9 protein-coding genes are annotated in these 20,136 nt (G+C 46.5%); 7 read left to right on the top strand and 2 right to left on the bottom strand.

Going from position 1 to position 20,136, the window contains the following annotated elements; genetic code table 11:
* The first annotated feature begins 5 nt into the window (after positions 1-5).
* The 3 genes from B0I21_RS01420 to B0I21_RS01410 are packed head-to-tail and all read left to right on the top strand — an operon-like array spanning position 6 to position 5,744.
* Positions 6-1,088 carry an efflux RND transporter periplasmic adaptor subunit gene (locus B0I21_RS01420; RefSeq protein ID WP_133638553.1) on the top strand — a complete coding sequence of 361 codons (1,083 nt, stop codon included), beginning with the start codon at positions 6-8 and terminating at the stop codon, positions 1,086-1,088.
* A 34-nt stretch (positions 1,089-1,122) separates the two neighbouring features.
* Positions 1,123-4,308: an efflux RND transporter permease subunit gene (locus B0I21_RS01415; protein WP_133638552.1), complete on the top strand. Its 3,186-nt coding sequence runs from the start codon at positions 1,123-1,125 to the stop codon at positions 4,306-4,308.
* Positions 4,309-4,310: 2 nt separating this feature from the next.
* The gene (locus B0I21_RS01410; protein ID WP_133638551.1) at positions 4,311-5,744 is read left to right on the top strand and encodes a TolC family protein; all 1,434 of its coding nucleotides are present in this window, start codon (positions 4,311-4,313) and stop codon (positions 5,742-5,744) included.
* Between the two features lie 423 nt (positions 5,745-6,167).
* Here the strand turns inward: B0I21_RS01410 and B0I21_RS01405 are convergent, their stop codons facing one another.
* A complete protein-coding gene (locus B0I21_RS01405) occupies positions 6,168-9,062 on the bottom strand; it encodes a triple tyrosine motif-containing protein (protein ID WP_133638550.1) in 2,895 nt (964 codons plus the stop codon).
* Between the two features lie 337 nt (positions 9,063-9,399).
* Between B0I21_RS01405 and B0I21_RS01400 the strand changes: the two genes are divergently transcribed.
* Genes B0I21_RS01400 through B0I21_RS20255 form a run of 3 tightly spaced genes read left to right on the top strand, consistent with a single transcriptional unit; the run spans position 9,400 to position 16,170 of the window.
* On the top strand, positions 9,400-12,492 hold the full coding sequence (locus B0I21_RS01400) for a SusC/RagA family TonB-linked outer membrane protein (RefSeq protein WP_133638549.1): 3,093 nt from the start codon (positions 9,400-9,402) through the stop codon (positions 12,490-12,492).
* Positions 12,493-12,518: 26 nt separating this feature from the next.
* Positions 12,519-14,069, top strand: a complete 1,551-nt coding sequence (locus tag B0I21_RS01395) for a RagB/SusD family nutrient uptake outer membrane protein (protein WP_133638548.1) — start codon at positions 12,519-12,521, stop codon at positions 14,067-14,069.
* 22 nt (positions 14,070-14,091) lie between these two features.
* Positions 14,092-16,170: a glycoside hydrolase family 16 protein gene (locus B0I21_RS20255; protein WP_208292237.1), complete on the top strand. Its 2,079-nt coding sequence runs from the start codon at positions 14,092-14,094 to the stop codon at positions 16,168-16,170.
* 544 nt (positions 16,171-16,714) lie between these two features.
* Here B0I21_RS20255 and B0I21_RS01380 read toward each other — a convergent pair.
* On the bottom strand, positions 16,715-19,150 hold the full coding sequence (locus B0I21_RS01380) for a toxin-antitoxin system YwqK family antitoxin (protein WP_133638547.1): 2,436 nt from the start codon (positions 19,148-19,150) through the stop codon (positions 16,715-16,717).
* Between the two features lie 214 nt (positions 19,151-19,364).
* Between B0I21_RS01380 and B0I21_RS01375 the strand changes: the two genes are divergently transcribed.
* A complete protein-coding gene (locus tag B0I21_RS01375) occupies positions 19,365-19,871 on the top strand; it encodes a GNAT family N-acetyltransferase (protein WP_133638546.1) in 507 nt (168 codons plus the stop codon).
* The last annotated feature ends 265 nt before the right edge of the window (positions 19,872-20,136 follow it).

Here is a 20,136-nt window from a genome sequence, read left to right as displayed (position 1 = left end):
TTCGTATGAAAAAAAACGTCATGCTTATGGGCTGCGCTGCATTATTCGCACTGGCGAGTTGCCACAACCATGAGAACAAAAAAGAAGAAGACGCTCGTTTTCTTGTTTCCTCCCCATTAATTACAGACACCACCATTGTAAAGCAATACGTAAGCCAGGTGCGCTCTATCCGACACATCGAAGTGCGTTCACAGGAGCGCGGGTATCTGGAAAAGGTATTGGTAGACGAAGGCCAGTTTGTACATAAGGGTCAACTGATGTTCCAGATCATGCCCAAGATTTATAACGCGGAATACCTAAAGGCCCAAGCAGAAACCGAAGCAACGAACATTGAACTACAAAATATACAAACGCTCGCCGATAAAAATGTGGTCGCGCCAAATGAGCTCGCGATGGCTAAAGCCAAATTGAAACGCGCACAAGCCGAAATGGAGCTAGCATCCGTTCATCTAGGCTTTACCAAGATCACCGCTCCGTATGATGGCATTATCGACCATCTGGATTTAAAGCTGGGTAGCTTAGTGGATGAAGGTGATCTGCTTACGAACCTCTCAGACAACAGTACCATGTGGGTTTACTTCAATGTGCCAGAAGCCGAGTATCTAGATTACAAAGCACACAAAAGCGAGCAAAACCTCGACCAGGTTCAACTGATGCTCGCTAACCGCGATGTCTACAATCAGAGCGGAAAGGTGGAAACCATCGAAGCCGATTTTAACAATGAAACTGGAAACATCGCCTTCCGGGCTACTTTTCCCAATAAAGATAACCTGCTGCGCAATGGCCAAACCGGAACGATCCTGATGTCGATCCCGATGCAACACGCAATTATCATCCCCCAAAAGGCAAGCTTCGAGATTATGGATAAGAAATATGTTTACGTGGTCGATCAGAACGGGAAAGTACACCTTACGCCGATCACGGTAAGGGCAGAACTCCCCGACCTCTACATTGTACACAGTGGCTTAAAAGGTGATGAAAAGATTCTCCTGGAAGGCATCCGCAAAGTACAAAATGGCGACAAGATCCAATTTGACTACAAGGAGCCACGGCATATTTTATCCAGTCTTGTATTGCCAAGCGAATAGCAAGACATCGCTATGCATCAAAAATCTGTAGATTATGTTTGAAAAATTTATCAAAAGACCGGTACTAGCCATTGTGCTATCTATCGTTATTATATTCATGGGGATCTTAGCGATCAGCTCACTCCCTATCTCCCAGTTTCCGGATATTGCGCCCCCGGTAGTCGTTGTTAACATAGCCTATCCCGGCGCCAGCGCCAATGTGTTGACGGAGTCGGTATTGATTCCGATGGAAAAATCCATCAATGGTACACCAGGCATGAAATACATGACATCCGACGCCACCAGCGCCGGCGAAGCAACGATCATGGTGTATTTTGACTTGGGTACGGATCCAAGCCAAGCTATGGTAAACGTCAAAACACGTATCGAACAAGTTACCAACCGCTTGCCCGAACTGGTGCAGCGGGAAGGTTTGGTGGTAAGCTATACTTCACCAAATATGTTGATGTATGTAAACGTATTCAGTAAAGACCCGCATGCCGATCAGAAATTCCTGTACAACTTCGCTAACGTCAATGTTATTCCAGAAATCAGTCGGCTGAACGGCGTGGGTAGTGCTAAAATATTGGGTAGTCGCATTTATGCCATGCGCATTTGGTTAAATCCGGAGCGCATGCGCGCCTACAACGTCTCGACGGATGAGGTGATGGAAGCGATGAGCCAACAGAGTATCATCGGGACTCCCGGACGTATTGGGCAAAGCACCGGCAAACGGTCACAATCACTGGAATATGTGCTGACCTATAAAGGTCGATACAATAAGATAGAGGAGTACGAAAACATCATAATCCGTGCCAACGCAGAGGGTGAAAACCTGAAACTAAAAGATATTGGCACCGTTGAACTTGGTAGCGAATTTTATGATATATACTCCAACCTTGACGGGCTTCCATCGGCATCGATCACGCTTAAACAAAACTACGGCAGTAATGCCAATGACGTAATCAAAGAGGTTAAAAGCAAACTGGAAGAAATAAAAGCGGCATCATTCCCGCCAGGTATGGATTACAAAATTACCTATGATGTATCTAATTTCTTAAATGCCTCCATTGACAAAGTGGTGCATACCCTCGTTGAGGCGTTTATCCTAGTTGCCCTCGTCGTCTTCCTGTTTCTCGGTGATTGGCGCTCTACACTAATTCCTACTATCGCGGTCCCGGTTTCCTTGATCGGTGCATTTATGTTCATGCAGGTGTTTGGCTTAACGATCAATCTCATCACGCTGTTTGCCTTAGTGTTGGCGATCGGCGTGGTGGTCGACGACGCCATTGTTGTCGTAGAAGCCGTACACGCCAAGATGCACGAAAAGCACCTTATGCCCTACCAAGCGGTTGTTGAAGTTATTCGGGAAATCAGCGGTGCGGTAATTGCCATCACCTTGTTGATGACAGCTGTTTTTATCCCGGTGGCCTTTATGGCCGGTCCCGTGGGCGTTTTCTTCCGACAGTTCGCCATTACCATGGCCTGCTCCATCGTCATCTCTGGTTTCGTTGCGCTGACCCTAACGCCGGTGCTTTGCGCCATGATCCTAAAAAACAACCATGGCAAAGCTAAGAAGAAAACCCCAATCGATAAATTTATCGACGCCTTTAACAAGCGCTTCGATCGGCTAAACCTACGCTACGCGCTGTTCCTGAAAAAAATCGTCAACCGGAGGTTGTTTACCTTTCTGATCCTTGCGGCTTTTTCCATCGGCATTTTTGGGATCTCTGGCACGCTGCCTAGCGGCTTTATCCCCAACGAAGATCAAGGTATGATATACGCCATCGTACAAACGCCGCCGGGATCTACGTTGGAACGTACGAACGATGTAGCTAGGCAACTGCAAAAAATTACCGAACACATTGATGGAGTCGCTTCCGTGACAGCTTTGGCCGGCTATGAGGTACTGACCGAAGGTCGCGGATCCAACGCGGGAACCTGTTTGATTGAGCTCAAAGATTGGTCGGAAAGAAAAGAAAGCGTACCCGAGATCATAGAGGAACTGGAGGTGAAAGCCAAAGAAATCTCCGGCGCAACGATAGAATTTTTCGGTCCGCCCGCCGTTCCCGGCTATGGTGCTGCAGGTGGTTTTTCTTTGCGTTTGTTGGACAAAACCAACTCCGACGACTACAAGGAACTGGAAAAAGTAAACGACGAGTTTATGAAAGCCCTCGAAAAACGTAAGGAACTGACCGGCTTGTTTACCTTCTTTAGTGCAAACTATCCACAGTATGAGCTGGAGATCGACAACGAAGCGGCCATGCAGAAAGGGGTGAACATTGAAAATGCGATGAATAACCTGTCGATCTTAATCGGTAGCACCTACGAGCAAGGCTTCATTCGTTTTGGTACCTTCTACAAGGTATATGTTCAGGGCTCGCCGGAATCTCGAGCACTTCCGGAAGATGTCATGAAGCTCTACGTTAAAAACAATAAAGACGAGATGGTTCCCTACTCTTCATTTATGAAAATGACCAAGACGCATGGCCTCAACGAGATTACCCGGTATAACATGTATCCTTCCTCGGCCATTAAAGGCGAGCCGGCAGCGGGTTATAGCACAGGCGAAGCCATCAAGGCCATTCAAGAGGTAGCCAAGCAAACGCTCCCGCGCGGCTACGATATCGGTTGGGAAGGCTTAACAAAAGATGAAACCGCCCGCGGAAACGAAGCTATTTATATCTTTTTAATCGTTTTAGGTTTCGTGTATCTCGTGCTTGCCGCCCAGTATGAGAGCTTTGTCCTACCGCTATCGGTAATTTTATCGTTGCCGGCCGGAATCTTCGGCACCTTTCTATTATTGAAAATACTGGGCTTGGCCAACGATATCTATGCACAGGTAGGCTTGGTAATGCTGGTTGGGCTTTTGGGTAAAAATGCCGTACTGATCGTCGAGTTTGCGATGCAGAAACACGCGGAAGGCATGACGATCTATAAGGCTGCCATCGAAGGCGCGCGGGTGCGATTCCGCCCTATCTTAATGACCTCGTTTGCATTCATTGCCGGGATGATACCGATGATTTTTGCGCATGGCCCCGGTGCTATCGGAAATCGCACCATTGGTGCCGCCGCAGCCGGAGGAATGCTGCTCGGAACCATTTTTGGCGTCATTATCGTGCCCGGGCTATACTTCATCTTTGGAAGCATAGCGGGCAAGCGCAAACTGATTAAATATGAAAGTGAACAACCGCTACTCGAAGAAATTGAAAACCCTTTACTGGAAGAAATACAACACTAACGATGAAGAAAACAAGCATTAACAATATAGTCATTGCGGCTTCCTGCATGGCCTTTATCGGATGCGGCGTACCGAAGATCAAAGAGAGGACCGCCTCAACCGCTGATCTGCCAACTTCCTACACCGATAAAACAGACAGTCTTAACAGTGCAAAGGTGGATTGGAAAACCTATTTTACTGACCCAAGTCTACGCCATTTGATTGACTCCGCGCTGAGTCATAACCAAGAGCTCAATATTATGTTGCAAGAAATCAACATGTCCGCCAATGAAATTAGAGCGCGAAAGGGAGAATATCTCCCTTTCGTCGGCGCGAGGGTGGGCGGCGGCGTCGAAAAGCGCAGCGAATATACAACCTGGGGAGCTACGGAAAGGCAGGTGTCAATTCGTGAAGGACGGGAAAACCCAGACCCTATGCCCGATGTCGGAGCTACACTATTCGCCAATTGGGAAATTGATATTTGGAGCAAGCTACATAATGCGGCTAAAGAAGCGCAACTGGAGTACCTGGCAAGCGTGGAAGGCAAAAACTTTATGGTGACCAATCTTGTTGCTGAGATCGCAAACCTGTATTACGAGCTGTTGGCACTGGATCAGGAAAAGATGCTCGTGGAACGAAACTTGAAGCTGCAGTCTGATGCACTAGAATTGGTTAAATTGCAGAAAATCGCCACGCGCGTCACCGAGCTGGCTGTGAAGAAATTCGAAGCCGAGGTATTTAAGACCCAGAGTATGCGCTACAAAATCGATCAGCAGATTGTGGAAGCCGAGAACAAACTGAATTATCTGGTGGGGCAGTATCCACAACATATCGCTCGCGAAGCAAGCAGCCTTGATCATATAAATCTGCCGACCGTTCAGGAGGGGCTTCCCGCGCAACTGCTGGACAACCGGCCAGACGTACGCAAAGCAGAGCTCCTTATGGCCGCAGCAAAATTAGACGTCAAAGTTGCCAAAGCTAAGTTTTACCCCTCCTTAGGCATATCAGCCAACCTGGGCTACCAAGCATTTAATCCAGCTTATCTTCTAAAAACGCCGCAGTCATTGATTTACTCCATAACAGGCGACCTCATTGCCCCGCTGGTGAATAAGAGGGCAATCCAAGCGGAATATCTGAACGCCAACGCCAATCAGATCCAAACGGTACTGCGTTATGAGCAGACACTGTTGAACGCTTATGTGGAAGTCGCGAATCAATTGGCCAAAATCAAAAACATAGCACAGATCAATACCTTGCAGGACAAACAGGTGTCCACATTGACCGAATCCGTCCAGATATCATATGACCTGTTCAACTCGGCCCATGCCGACTACATGGAGGTCTTAATGACGCAACGTGACGCGATTGAAGCCAAATTTGAGCTTATTGAATCGCAAAAGGAGCAATTCAATGCCGCTATTAATCTATACAAATCATTGGGAGGAGGTTGGCAATAAGCCAATCTCTTTCTTCTATGCCAAGCGTCACCCTAGCCAAGCAAAAGACGCGGGAACACCTGATCTAGCGATACTACCCCTCCTCTATTACAGTAAATCCGCGATAAATTTGCTGATACGATAAGCGAGCTCGCCCAGTAAAATGGCGATAGAGGTGAAGGAAATAAAAAGATAAAACAGGCGAGTACTGAAATTCATAATATTGTGTAGTTATTCGTAATGCGCGTAATAATTGTTGTACAGCACAGAAAATGCGATCGCTCTTCCGTGCTGTCCAAAGGTAAATAAATCTACATATATTTCAAACTCAAAAGAAAAAACAATCACAAACAACCTCTTATGTTAGGGATGAATGCAGGTGGTTATAGCTCGTCCTCGGCGCAGTATCGATCCCTGTGTGCCGTGACATCATGGCTAGCAAGGTTAAATCCCGCTCAAATAGTCAGACGTGGACATCTGGCTATCGATACCTAATTTTTTGCGAATCCGGTAGCGGTGGATTTCCACTCCCCTGACGGAGATATTTTGCAGTTGTGCAATTTGCTTCGTCGAAAAGTTAAGACGTAAATACGCACATACTTTTAGATCATTTCGAGACAATGCCGGATTTTTTTCTTTCAGACGATGCATAAAACCATCGTTGAGTTCATCAAAATGGCTAGCAAACTGATCCCAATGGCTACTATTTTTTTCAACATCATTCAGCAAGGACGTAATTTTTTTTAAATCTCGGCTTTCGTCTTCGCCCACCTCCAGTTTGGCGAGTTCGACACGAAGCTTGCTCAATGCACCGGTATTTTCCATCAGTTGCATGCTCGTACTTGCCAGCTCTTTCGTTTTGGTTAGCACCTCGTGCTCGAGCTTTTCATTTTGCAGCTTCACAATTTCCTTTTCATTTTTTTCAATTTCCAGCTGATGTATGTAGCGAAGCTGTGCTAGCTTCTTGTTGAAAGCCGCTTGCTGCTTCTTCCAAGTGCCTTTTTGCCAGATGACAAGTGCATACACCAGAAAAAGAAATAGAAACAAATAGAGTCCCACTGCCCAGATCGACTTATACCACGGCGGGCGGATTACAAAGCTGTACGCTGCCACATCCGACACCTCAGCGAGATTATTCCTCGCACGGACCTTAAAGGTGTAGCTGCCATTCGGCAAGTTGGTATAGGCCTTTTCTGTTTCTGTACCCCAAGCAGACCATTCCTTATCATAGCCTACTAAGCAATAGCTATACGCCATATGCCCATGGATACCATAGCTGGGCGAGGCATACTTAAATAGAAAAGAATCAAATGTTGCAGGCAATTGAGGTTCCGATGTGCTGCCCGCCGTAATCCCTTTGCTGCTATGACGTGAATAGCCATCAAACAATATACTATCCCGCCCCCCCGTCGCTTTGATCGATGAAAGCAATACCTTCGGCTTTTGCTTCACAGCGTTGTAGTTTTCGAAGTCGATATGAATAACTCCCTTTTCCGAACCGATGTAGATATTGTTCCGATCATAGGGATAGATATTTTCAAACCCGGAGGTTTGATGGCCTTCTAATTCCGGCAGATAGGCGATCCGATAGCCCGGGTTGGCTGTATTTCGGTAGGCGACGCCGATTTTCTTCTCGCTGCAAAACCAAAGGTTTCCGTCACGATCCTCCTGCAGGTATTTTATGGGCAGCCCTGAAAAATCCTGATAATCCTTCGCGGGTAAAAACTGTTGCTTATGCTGATCAAATTCATAAACGCCATTCCTCGTGGTAAACAAAACCCGGCTTTTTATCCGGAATACATAATTCTGAAAACTCGACGGAAGGCCGTCTTTTTCTGTAAAAAGGCGCGCTTCATAGTGCTTACCATCGTTCGAAATAGTCAAACGATAGATACCACGATAAGGGTGCGATGCCCAAATGCCGCCGTGGTTATCCAATTCCAAAAAGCGGTAAGAATCAGTTTTCCCTTTTAACGTGGTCACCTTTTCAAATTTTCCGCCCTTGAATTGCATGAGGTCGAGCCCGTAGTAGGTTCCCAGTAAAACCCGATCGACCGGATAAACCGCAGACAGCGGCAACGGAAGCCAGGTCCCTGCGCCAGGCTTAAGCGCCACGACACGGTCATTCTCCAGGGTAAACAAGCCCCTGTTGTGGGTAAGAATCAACTGACCGTTAACCTCCGTCAGACGCCACGCTTCGCCGCCGTCGCTCTCGGCAAGCAAACGAAAATTGTTGGCCGATAGGCTGTGATTTTTATGCTGTGGCTGGAGGGTGGTTACATACGCGCCATTTGACGAGCTTAGGTACAATTTATGATTGAAAACCAAAGCAGAATATCCCGTGACATCGTTTTCAAGATTTGGACGGAAATAGCGGATCGCACTTCCATAACTGATCACCACGATGGCATTGTCCACTCCTGCCCAAATATTTTTCTGCCGATCGACAAAAACAGTGCTTACATTCTTGTTTTGTAAGCCCTCTGCCAACCCCAATCGTTGTAAAACGCTTCCCTGCTCATCCCGAATGACGCAACCTTCAGAGGCCGTCGCCACAACATATTCTTTCGTATTAATAATGGACAGGGAGGGCGTATACAATTCATATGGCGGTTTACTCGCAGGAAGCAATACGGCGCTACTGTCGCGCAGGATGTAATCACCTTGTGTAAGGGTACTGATTAGCAAACTATGATTACCCAACACGGCCATAGCGGCTATTTTTTTTTGATCAAAATCGTTTTTTTTCAGCACCGTTCGCCACTTTCCTTGTGAAAACTTCAGCAGTCCATGTTGTACATCTTGCGCAAACAACTGATTACCCGCTTTTCCCATGAACTCCCAACTCACGCTAGCCGGGTAGACCTTTATCTGTCCGTCGCGGTACTCGAATATACCCTGCGTCGTTCTAAAAAAAGTGGCGTTATCTATAACTATGGTATTCCAGGCATCGGCAAATTGCTCTTGCCCTTTAGGAAGCAGGGCTTTTAGCGAAAAATAAGTCAGTTCATGCCTGTCGTTGGGTTCGAAGTAGCCAAACTCGCCCTGCCCGCCAACATAGATACGGTCATGCTGATCAATGGCAATTGATCGTACAATGGTGTGATTAGGCAAGGGATATCGTTTCCAATATTTCCCATCAAAAGTGATCAAACCCTCGTTATTAGCGAAATACATCACCCCACGGCTATCTTGCTTAATATCCCAAGTGCGACTACCGCCCTGAAAAACACCTTTGCTGTAGTGATGAACCATCGGCACACCAAGCGGATTTTGTCCGAATAGCGTAAGCGGAAAAATAAGGCACAGAATAGCTATTAGTTTGTCTAAATACTTCATGACACGGCTTATAAATGATGGTATGATGTACTCTTGAAGTAGGTCAAATATAACAAAACGCTCGAAATACAGCAATTTGAAGTATAAATGATGTACCACACATTGCCGCTCAACATAATCGTTACCGTATTTTTGAATCGTTATAAACCTGTTTAGCGTACACGGTAAAATTTTTTACAATCCATTTTTAAGCGGATCTAGGCGAACTTTCATTGATAGCAGCGCGCTGTCTCGAAAATTTGACGATGTTCTTGTCGGACGTGTTTTTTTTGCCATCAACGCTAAACAGCTTTGACATTATAAACCAGAATTCCTAACCATGTTAATTTGATTTTGCATGAAAAACAAAGTAGTATCATTAACCATAGTTGCCTTGCTATGTGGCCTGTTTGGAAGTGTGCAAGCCCAAACAAAAAAGCTGATCGGTAACATCAGCAACGAGCCTGGAAAAGCAGTGATTGCAACGATCACGGTTAAAAACCTACCCCAGGTAGGCACCAGTAGCAATGAGCTGGGCTTCTTCAGCCTTGACGTTCCATCCACAGCAGACTCCCTCGTGATTTCCGCTGTTGGCTATGCCCGAAAAACAGTCCCTATTATTGGAACTACCGTAAACGTTCGGTTATCTTCCGATGGAAATCTCAATTTGGATGAAGTGGTCATCATCGGTTATGGTTCGCAACGTAAAAGCGACCTCACCGCACCTGTAGCCACGGTTAATATGGAAGACGCCATTAAACGCACAGTAGCCACGCCAATGGATGCCATCCAAGGCGCTGTGCCCGGCGTGCAGGTGGTCAGTGGCGGAACGCCTGGCTCCACCCCTATCGTTCGTATTCGTGGTGTAGGCTCCTTTAATAATGAAAGCCCACTCTACGTGGTGGATGGTATGTTTATGGACAACATCGACTTTTTGAATCTGAACGATATTGAGGACATGTCGGTATTGAAAGATGCTTCCGGAGCTGCCATATATGGGGTGCGCGCAGCCAATGGCGTCGTCATTGTAACGACGAAACGCGGAAAACTAAACAGCAAAGCACGCGTCGTTTACAATGGTTATGCCGGTATACAAACACCTACGAACATGCTTAAAATGGCTAATGGACAACAATATGCCGACTACGCTATTGCGATAGGCAATGAGAATATTGTAAATAATTCCATAGAGCGTTTTGGCGGATCGGGGAGCTCGCCCACACAAAATACCGATTGGTATAGCGAGCTACTTCGCTCCCGCGCTTTAATCCATAACCACAACCTCGATGTACAGGGCGGTAGCGATAAGATCACATACGCGTTCGGATTGAACTATATCGATCAAGACGGGATTATGGACGCAGAAAACTTCCATCGAAAATACAACATTCGTATGCAAACCGAGGCCCGGGTAACGGATTGGCTCAAAGTGGGATTTACCGCACACATGAACAACTTCAACAACTTCTCGCCAAACAACGCGGCATTTAGACAAGCATATTTTGCTTCGCCGCTATACCCCGTGTATGATGAAGGATTGGAACTTGCCAACCCCGTTAAATTTGGATCCAGCGACCCGATTGGCATCTCAACTGGATTTTGGTTCAATAACCCGATCGCTACAGCCTTCTACAACCACAACGAAACCAAAGGCTTTCAAATATTGCCAAGCGCCTACCTCGAAGCAAATTTTTGGCAAAACAAGTTGACATTCCGTTCGCAACTTAGCCAACGCTATCAATCAGCGCACAATATACAGTACACACCTGTTTACTATATAGACAATAACCAGCGTGTCGATCGTTCTTACTTACGTTCGGCACAAGCGCGCAATTCCAATTACATCTTAGATAACCTGTTGACATACCGCGACGAGGCCGGGAAACATCACTGGACACTGTTGCTCGGACAATCGGTGCGTGAGGAACGCTGGCGCGAGACCTGGGTTTCCGCAAATGACGTACCTGCCGCGGAAGAGTTTTGGTATGTCGGACAGGGTGCGCAGGGTATCGGCTCGGCGACCGGCTACGGGGAAGGCGGATCGCGAAATTCCGGCATATCTGCTTTTACGCGTGCCACCTACGACTATGATAATAAGTACTTACTAACGGCAACCTTCCGTGCCGATGGAAGTTCGAAATACCAAACCAAATGGGGCTATTTCCCATCGGTAGGTTTAGGTTGGGTATTGAGCCGCGAGAAATTTATGGAAACGCAATCGCTGTTTGATCTGTTGAAGATTCGCGGTAGCTGGGGACTGCTCGGTAATGATGGTATCCAACCCAATGCCGGCTATGCAGTGGTCAACTCGGGCAACAATTTTTCCGGCATATTTGGCAGCATAGGCTCTACCTACGGTAGTCGTGTTCCGGGATATCGCGTAGGCCGGTTCTTTACCCAAGTACGTTGGGAAGTCGTAGAAGAATGGGATGCCGGCCTTGATTTTGCCTTGTTCGACAATCGCTTAAGCGGTACCATAGACTATTACCACCGCGAAACAAAAGACCTTGCTTTTAGTCGCCCGATTCCGTTCATGTGGGATCGCGTATATGGAAACTGGGGAAGTGTGGCCAATAGCGGCTGGGAGTTTGGATTAAACTGGGCGGATAAGCGCGGCGATTGGGGCTACCGCATCGGTGCAAATGCTACCACTTTAAAAAACCGGGTAACAGATCTGGGCGGTCTGGCCAACATTATGAATGGTTTTCCAGAATGGGCAGCCGAATTTCCTTCTCGTATTGAAGTCGGCCAGCCGATCAACTATTTCTATGGCTACGAAGTACAGTCGGTCTATCAAAACCAAGCCGAGATTGATGCCGACCCTATAGCGAACCGCTACAACCAACAAAATCCTGGAACGCCTATCCTACCCGGATATTTGCGTTACAAGGATCAAGATGGTGATGGCGAGCTCGGTGAGAGGGACCGTGTCAACTTAGGTAACTATTTACCGACGCTGACCTATGGTATCAATCTGGGTATCGACTATAAAGGCTTCGATCTGAACGTCGTTTTGCAAGGCGTAACCGGCAACAAAATTCATAACCTGAATAGAGCAATGCGCCGAAAATATCCGCAGATGAACGCGGATCAAGCCTTTATGGAAGGCTTATGGACGGGCGAGGGAAGCAGTAACACCTATCCTTCCGCAGCAGGGAGCGTGGCATCCTGGAACTTACAAGCAAGCTCTTTCTTTGTAGAAAGCGGTGCTTATCTGCGCGTTCAGAATGTGCAATTGGGGTATAGCTTTAACCTCACGCCATCCATCCCATTCCGCATTTTTGCTACGGCAGATCGCCCATTGATCTTTACCAATTACAATGGCTTTTCGCCGGAAATATCAGGTACAATTGCAGGATCAAATGGCACCCAAACACCAAACATGGGCTTTGACTCCAACGTGTATCCGGTGGCGGCAACATACAGTTTAGGAGTAAGAGCTAGTTTTTAAAACATATTTTCTTTAGCAAGATAACGATGAAAAAATATAACCACATTCTGTTGATAGGTTTCGTAAGCAGCATACTGTTGCTGAGCAGCTGCGAAAAATTCTTAGATAAACCTTTAGAGAATCAACAACGTTCCGAAGAGATTGATTACAGCAATACCGCGATGATGTATGCACCGGTATCTGGCGTATACCGGGCTGCCTCTGATGATAATTTAGTACATTGGATAGATCTTTCTATTCGTTGCATGCGCGATGATGATTATCAACAGGCAGCGCCAAATCCGAATGACAACCCCGAACTGATGGCAATTAAAAATTTCCAGCGCGATGTTACCATACAATCGTATTGGGGATTAAACCAGTCTTGGATAAGCTATTACAGCTTGGCTATCGCGGCAAACAATGCCTTAATGGAGCTTGAGCTATTTGCGGCAAACATCCCGACAACAAATGCAGCAGATATCGCTCTTAATCGCCAATACCAAGCGGAGGTACGTTTTCTTCGCGCCTACGCCCATCTGATGGCATCTCGCCTTTTTGGCGACGTTCCTATCCTTTCGGACAGTGGCGATATTGCACGACTTACAACCATCGGTAAAAGTACGGTCGCCGAGGTGCGTCAATTTATCATAGCAGAGATGGACATTTGTATTCAGGATCTGGAAGATGCACGCCCGAACCAATCCAAGCATGTGGGCGCTGTAACGCGCTATTCGGCTTTGCTGTTAAAAGCAAAAGCCGCAGCTGATCTGGCAGGTAACGACAATGGCAGTCCCTATTGGGATCAAGTATTGGAAGCGACCAACCAAATTATAGCAAGCAATAAGTTTTCGCTCTTTGCTGACTTCTACCAGCTTTTCAAGCTTCCTGGAAAGCTAAGCAATGAATCTCTTTTTGAGCTACAGTATTCTGATTTTGGCCTTCCCGTGGGCGACATCGTTCGTCCAGGCGTCGACTGGGGAACGTTTTTCAGGTGGCAGGGCCCATCGGGCGACCAACGGGGTAGTGCTATTTCTGGCGCCGGATGGATCCCTCCCTCGCAAAATATTATCGATTTCTTAAGCAACCGCAATGACGCAGTTCGGCTTGGCACAACCATCTTAGACTGCGGCATAGACGGCAACCCCGCTACGTTCAAAGAAACCCCCAGTGGAGATCGGGTGTATGGAAATACATTTGGCATCAAACACTTCAATGGCAAAACCTATCTACCGGTCAACCAAATGACGGAAGGCCGCCTAGAATACGGTGCTAACAACAATGTACGTATCTTACGTTATGCGGATGCTTTACTACTGAACGCTGAAGCCAAAGTTCGAAAAGGACAAAATGGCGACGAACCCTTTAATATCGTTCGTCAACGCGTAGCGATGGCGCCCATCCAGGGCGTAACGCTCGACCAGATTCTTGACGAGCGTCGCGCAGAGTTTGCCTGCGAGTGGTGGGGCGAGCGTTTCAACGACCTGGTGCGCACGGGAAGAGCCCAGCAAGTATTCGGAGCGCGCTTTGTGCCGGGCCAGAGCGAGTATATTCCCATACCACAAACCCAGATCGACGCGAATACAAACTTTAGATAGTGCTTACCGAAACACATACATGATGATGAAACCAAAATTGATCTTTTTAGCAGCGTTTTGCCTATCGCTTCTTGCCTATCCAACCTGGGCACAGCAAAAAAAACCTGTTAAGGTCGAGATCAAAAAAACAAACGTAGGCTACACGATAAAACGCGGGGGCAAGCCCTATTTTATCAAGGGCGCTGGTGGCACCAGCTACATTGATCGCCTGAAGCAAAAAGGAGGAAATTCCATCCGCACCTGGAGCACCGATGGTGCGAAAGAAATACTTGATCAAGCGCAGCAGTTGGGTTTAACCGTGACGATGGGCATCCGCATGGGTGTGGAACGTCACGGATTTGATTACAGTGATCCAAAGGCTGTACAGGCCCAACTCGAACGCGTCCGACAGGAAATCTTGCAGTTTAAAGACCACCCAGCACTACTTGCCTGGGGCATCGGCAATGAGTTGAACCTCCATTACAGCAATCCCAAAGTTTGGGATGCTGTTAATGAGGTAGCCCAAATGATTCATGAAGTCGACCCGAACCATTTGGTGACCACCATGCTTGCTGGAATCAATCAAAAGGAAATCGACCTCATCAAAGCCAAGTGCCCCGCCCTAGATCTCCTTTCCGTACAAGTTTACGGTGGCCTCGCTGCCGTACCTGCACAGATTAAAACCGTAGGTTGGGAAAAACCCTATATGGTCACCGAATGGGGCCCTACCGGACATTGGGAAGGACTACAAACACCGTGGAAAGCATCTATTGAAGAGAGCAGCAGCGAGAAAGCAGCTGTATATCGAAGTCGCTATGAAGCGTCTATTGCCAAAGACAAGCAGTGTGTTGGCTCGTATGTATTTCTATGGGGTCAAAAACAAGAACGCACGCCAACTTGGTATGGGGTGTTTACCGAAGCTGGCGAAGAGAATGAAGTGGTTGATGTGATGGAATATTTATGGACCGGCAAATATCCAAAGAATAGAGCCCCCCATATTAAAATTTTTCAGTTGGACGGTCGCCAGGCTCAAGATATGATCTATGTAGACGCAAAAAGATCCTATCCGCTGAACGTAATGGTCCACGACCCAAACCACGATAAATTGACGACTCGATGGGAACTATTGCCTGAGAGCACCGACCTGAAAGAGGGTGGCGATCGGGAAAGCAGACCCCAGCCGATCGCGGGGCTCGTGAAACCTCAAGGGGTCGACAGCGCAGTATTGACGACTCCGGAAAAAGCGGGCGCCTATCGCATTTTCGTGTATGTAACTGATGGCAAAAACAAGGTAGCTACAGCTAATATTCCGTTTTATGTAGGCCAGCCTGCGCAGCAAAATACGGCTTCAACATCAAGTCGCGATAGCTTGTATGCCTTCTCAACCACGCCAACATGGGCTGACGAATTTGACCGGGATGGCTTGCCCGACACCAGTAAATGGTCATATGATGTGGGTTCGCCATACAACGGTTGGGGAAACAATGAATGGCAGTATTACACCAAAGCAAACAAAGAAAATGTGGAGGTGAGCGATGGTCTATTGAAAATAACGGCGCGTAAGGGGGGCAATAAAGACATGCCCTATACCTCTACGCGATTGGTGAGCAAAGGTAAAGGCGACTTCCGTTATGGCCGTTTTGAAACACGTGCAAGAGTGCCTCAGGGTCGCGGAACATGGCCTGCCGTGTGGATGCTCCCTTCGGAATGGAAATATGGCGGCTGGCCAAATTCCGGTGAGATCGATATTTTGGAACACGTGGGTTATGACCAAGACGTAGTTCATATCTCGACCCATTCCAAAGCCTATCACCATTCCATCAATACGCAAAAAACAGCGAAGACAAAATTATCCGCAACGGCAGACGACTTTCATGTGTACCGAGTCGACTGGACGCCAGACTATATTACAGGCTTTGTGGATAACGTGGAGATCTTCCACTTCGCAAATGAGAAAACAGGATTCGAGGCTTGGCCGTTTGATCAAAAATTTCATTGGCTCATCAATTTGGCCATCGGCGGAAACTGGGGCGGTGCCAAAGGTGTTGACGATGATATACTTCCCGCCGTATTCGAAGTGGATTATGTTCGGGTCTATCCCTTAGCAAAGGGAATCGAATAAGTAAAATCCCTGTGTTAACATACCCTTTTTCATTGTTAAATTCTCCCGGTTTGTCTTTAGCTTGCTGGGAGATTTACTTTCGGCAGAAATCAGTATCGACATCCAAATCATCAGTGTGTCTATGGTTCTGTCTTTTTCTTTTTGTAGATTCAGTTTCGACAACTAAAACTTGGATATGGCAAAACGAGGTTTATTGTACGCAAATTTTATGGCCATGGTCGTTATCTCCGCCGTGTCATGCGAGAACGGAGAGGCAAAAAAAAACGGCTCTGTCTTAAAGACTAGAGCCGTCCGGCCTGTCCCCGAGGCCAATCAACCAAAATAAAACTCTTTATGATACTGTCGATACAAGTCAATACCGGATGAACACACACACCTGTTGTAGTTGAAGAAGTTCATACTACTGCCTGCCACTACGCATTCCCTTGTGGGCATACACAAAAATAGGAAAGCGCGTTAATTTTCAAATGAAAATGAACACAGAATTCAAAACATGTAGATAGATAGCCACACAGGCCGCGCGCTAAACCCGCGCTATGTGAGGTTACTGTATGCCGTCAAACGTTCGGAATTCCAGATCCCGTAATTCCTTTTGATCGCTTTCAAGAAGATGTTCCAACGAATCAAACTTTTTCGATTCCATGACCACACCATTCTTTATTGCCTCCGCCAAGATTTTTTTATCTTGTTGAACGGTCAATCGGATACCCTCAAACGCTTCACCCTGTTCATTGTAATGCAAATAGGTCAACGCCTTTTCTGCACTGACAGGAAATACTGCACTTCTATCTATTTCAAAAATAGCATGAAGATCATCTTGTTGAACGTTTTCGTACAACTGAGTAAAGACCTGTTGCAAATCGCTAAATTTCTGCACATTGAATACATAAAATAGTTCCCGTAGCAGGGCATTATTTAGGCCTTCGGTATCGTCGAGAGCATGCTGCTGTTCGTCATTCTCCAAAGCAGTGATGGCGGTTTTCAACTCCCCACCTTCTACATAGTAGCGTGTCAGCGAGTTTGCCTGACTTTCCGCAACCGCCGCCGAAGGCACACTGCTTGTCACAACTTTACCGTCATATAGCAGATCAGCGACAATGTTTCCGCTTTTTACATAAGCTTTGATTTGAAGCGGCACTGCTAGCTCTGTCAAAAGCAGTTCATTCTCGCTAAGTTTAATGGTAAGCCGGTTAAAATAATGCATGGCAAAAAGATTGAGATCGAAGGCATGCATTTTTCCGTTTTTATAGTAGCTGCTGAGTAGTCGCTCACGACCAATCATGCTGTAAACTGGGCCGTCCAGCACCCGGCCATTTTCGTAGGTGGTCTTTTGGTTATAGGTGTAGTGTTGGTAACGATCTAGCTGATCGAGAAAATCAAGCCCATATTTACGCCGTAACATTCCCTTTTCAAAATAGCTGATTAAAGCAATATTGTCAACTAGGGTGTCCAGTTTGAAATAGCCATCGTAAGGAATTCCTTTCCGATACACACCCGCGTATGTTGTTTGGGGATCTTCCGCTATCGTAAAATCGTTATACACGACCTTCGCAAGTTGATTATCTTCAAAATACTCGGTTTTCATGGCTTTCCCTTGCCCGTTCGTAGCATAGTATCCCCTTTGCGTCAAGCTTCCGTCCTGATAAGTCAATTGATCATCACCTTCCAGTATCGTGCCCGAGAAAATCTTCCCATTTTTGTACATACCTTCAGATAGCAATACACCCTGCCGATAGGTTTTGGTCACCCCCTCTCGTGTTCCCGCTTTCATCTCGTATGCTGCCGCGAGCTCTTGGCCGAGGTAGTCGGCATAAGCTAACTGCCAGCCCTCCTGCTTCCCATTCCGGTATTGTAGCAATTGATAGGTATCATCCGTCAGGTAGAAGAAACCATCAAAGGGCCTTCCATCTTTGTAGATTCCCCGGGCAAAAATAGTATCCGAAGCCAGATCTCTTGTGATGACTTCGCCTACCAGCTTGCCCCCCTGCAGCTGGTATTCGGTTGCGCGAATGCCTATATCCTTGATGAAAAACCCATCAAATGGTTCGTTATTCCGGTAGGTTTGCGTATCGTGCGGCTTGCCATCTTGGTATTGAACAACTTCCTGCAACACTCCATCGACGAAGCGAGCTTTGCTAACGAGCTTACCAACCGGCGAAAAGGTCGTCACGAGCTTTTTCTCACCCGTTTCATCTTGTCTATCCTCCTCCACACGAACTTGTGCGGCAAATCCATTTTTCATATAGTATGAAAATCGGGTTCCAGCCTCATCAGCTTTAAAACTACTGCGTAACTTCCCGTCCATATCCCAGTGGGAAGTATGCAGCAACGTATGATCAGCAGCAAACTGCTTTTCTGACGCCATCTTTCCATCTAACCAGTAGATGGTTTCCGTATATGCTACTTTTTCTGAACGAAGAGCCCCTGCTGTCCACCCTTCAACCGGTGGCCCCGCTATCGTTTCGACCATAGCATCTGCAACAGGGGTTGTATGATCGTAATATCGATCGGGTATTTTTGGACTGAAGTTACCTTGGTAGCGATCATCGGTTGAAATTTCGCCGGCAGCAAGCTCTTTGCCTTTTACATACACCTGCACCTTTTGAATATGTCCTTTTGCATTGTATTGCAACGTTTTCCACCGGCTGCCATCTGGATAGTAATAATGAAGCACGGTGACGCTACTTCGATTTATCGATTGCTTGCTAGACTGATCCAGTCCATCGCCATCATACCAATACGCATCACCAACATAACTTTCCTGGTCAGAAGCCAATACATATCCCTGCATCTGCGGCGTACCATCGCTATAAAAATCTTGGATAAAAAGCAATTCGCCTACTTTCTTTAAGGGCAATAAGCGATAGTAGGTGTGTTCAGCAGCCGTTGTTTCTTTCCACTCAGCGTCGAAAAAGAGCGTATCTTGCGCCAGCAGCACAAAAGGCAATTGCATAAAAAGGAGAAATAAAAAATTTTTCATGCGGCGTGCGTTCTATTGTTACCTGCAAAAGATACACAAAATCGCAAACATTTCGATGATGTTATTATCCAGTAAACTTGCAACGCCATGCTGCTTAACGATGGTGGATGGGCCATATGCAAGCGCAAAATGCCATGTGGCATATAGGCGTAACTTCGTGGCGTTATAAAACGCAAAAAATGATACTTTTACTACATCAAGCACAAGTAACGAAATGGAGCATTTTGAAACAGAGCGGTTGATCTTAAAACCAGCCGACCAGGAGGACGCAGCATTTTTTCTACAATTGTATAATATGCCCAAGTTTATCCGATTTATAGGCGATCGCAATTTACGGACGATAGAAGATGTAGCACACTATATTCAAAATCGTTTTCGCCCACAATTTGATAAACTAGGTTTTGGAAACTATGTGGTTATGCTGCGAGAAAACCAAGAAAAAATTGGTGCGGTGGGTATCTTTGAACGAGAAGGACTCGATGTGATGGATATCGGTTTTTCATTTCTTGAAGCATATCAAGGGAAAGGCTATGCGTATGAGTCTGCCTCCTATTTGAAAAGCATAATCAAACAAAAATATGGTGTTCAGCGTATTTCGGCCATTACTTCCAAAGATAATTACGCTTCGCAGACACTTATTGTAAAGCTAGGTTTAACGTTTCGAAAGTTCCTCACGCTACCAAACGAAACCGAAGAACTGCGCTACTACGAAAGCGATTAAATAAAGACGTCTCAACGCCTGCCAGCAAAAAGCTGTCTTATTTCTTAAATCAAGTCTTGACCAACTAGCCTGCTAACATTCTTTGCTCCAACGCGATCTTTCGCTGATACGCTTGTGCTATGGTATGCTGTCTTGAGCTATACTGCAGGCTGCAACAACCAACAACCTTCGTACAGCCAATAGCTCGATTGCACCCCCCATACAAGATCTGAATTATCATCCCAAAGCAATCTTCAAAAAAGCCCAAAATTAAACACTTGTTTAA

This window comes from Sphingobacterium paludis (genome assembly GCF_004364125.1).
Lineage (GTDB): Bacteria > Bacteroidota > Bacteroidia > Sphingobacteriales > Sphingobacteriaceae > Sphingobacterium > Sphingobacterium paludis.
Note: the sequence above shows the minus strand (reverse complement) of the source record. Positions and strands in the feature narration are given on the sequence as shown.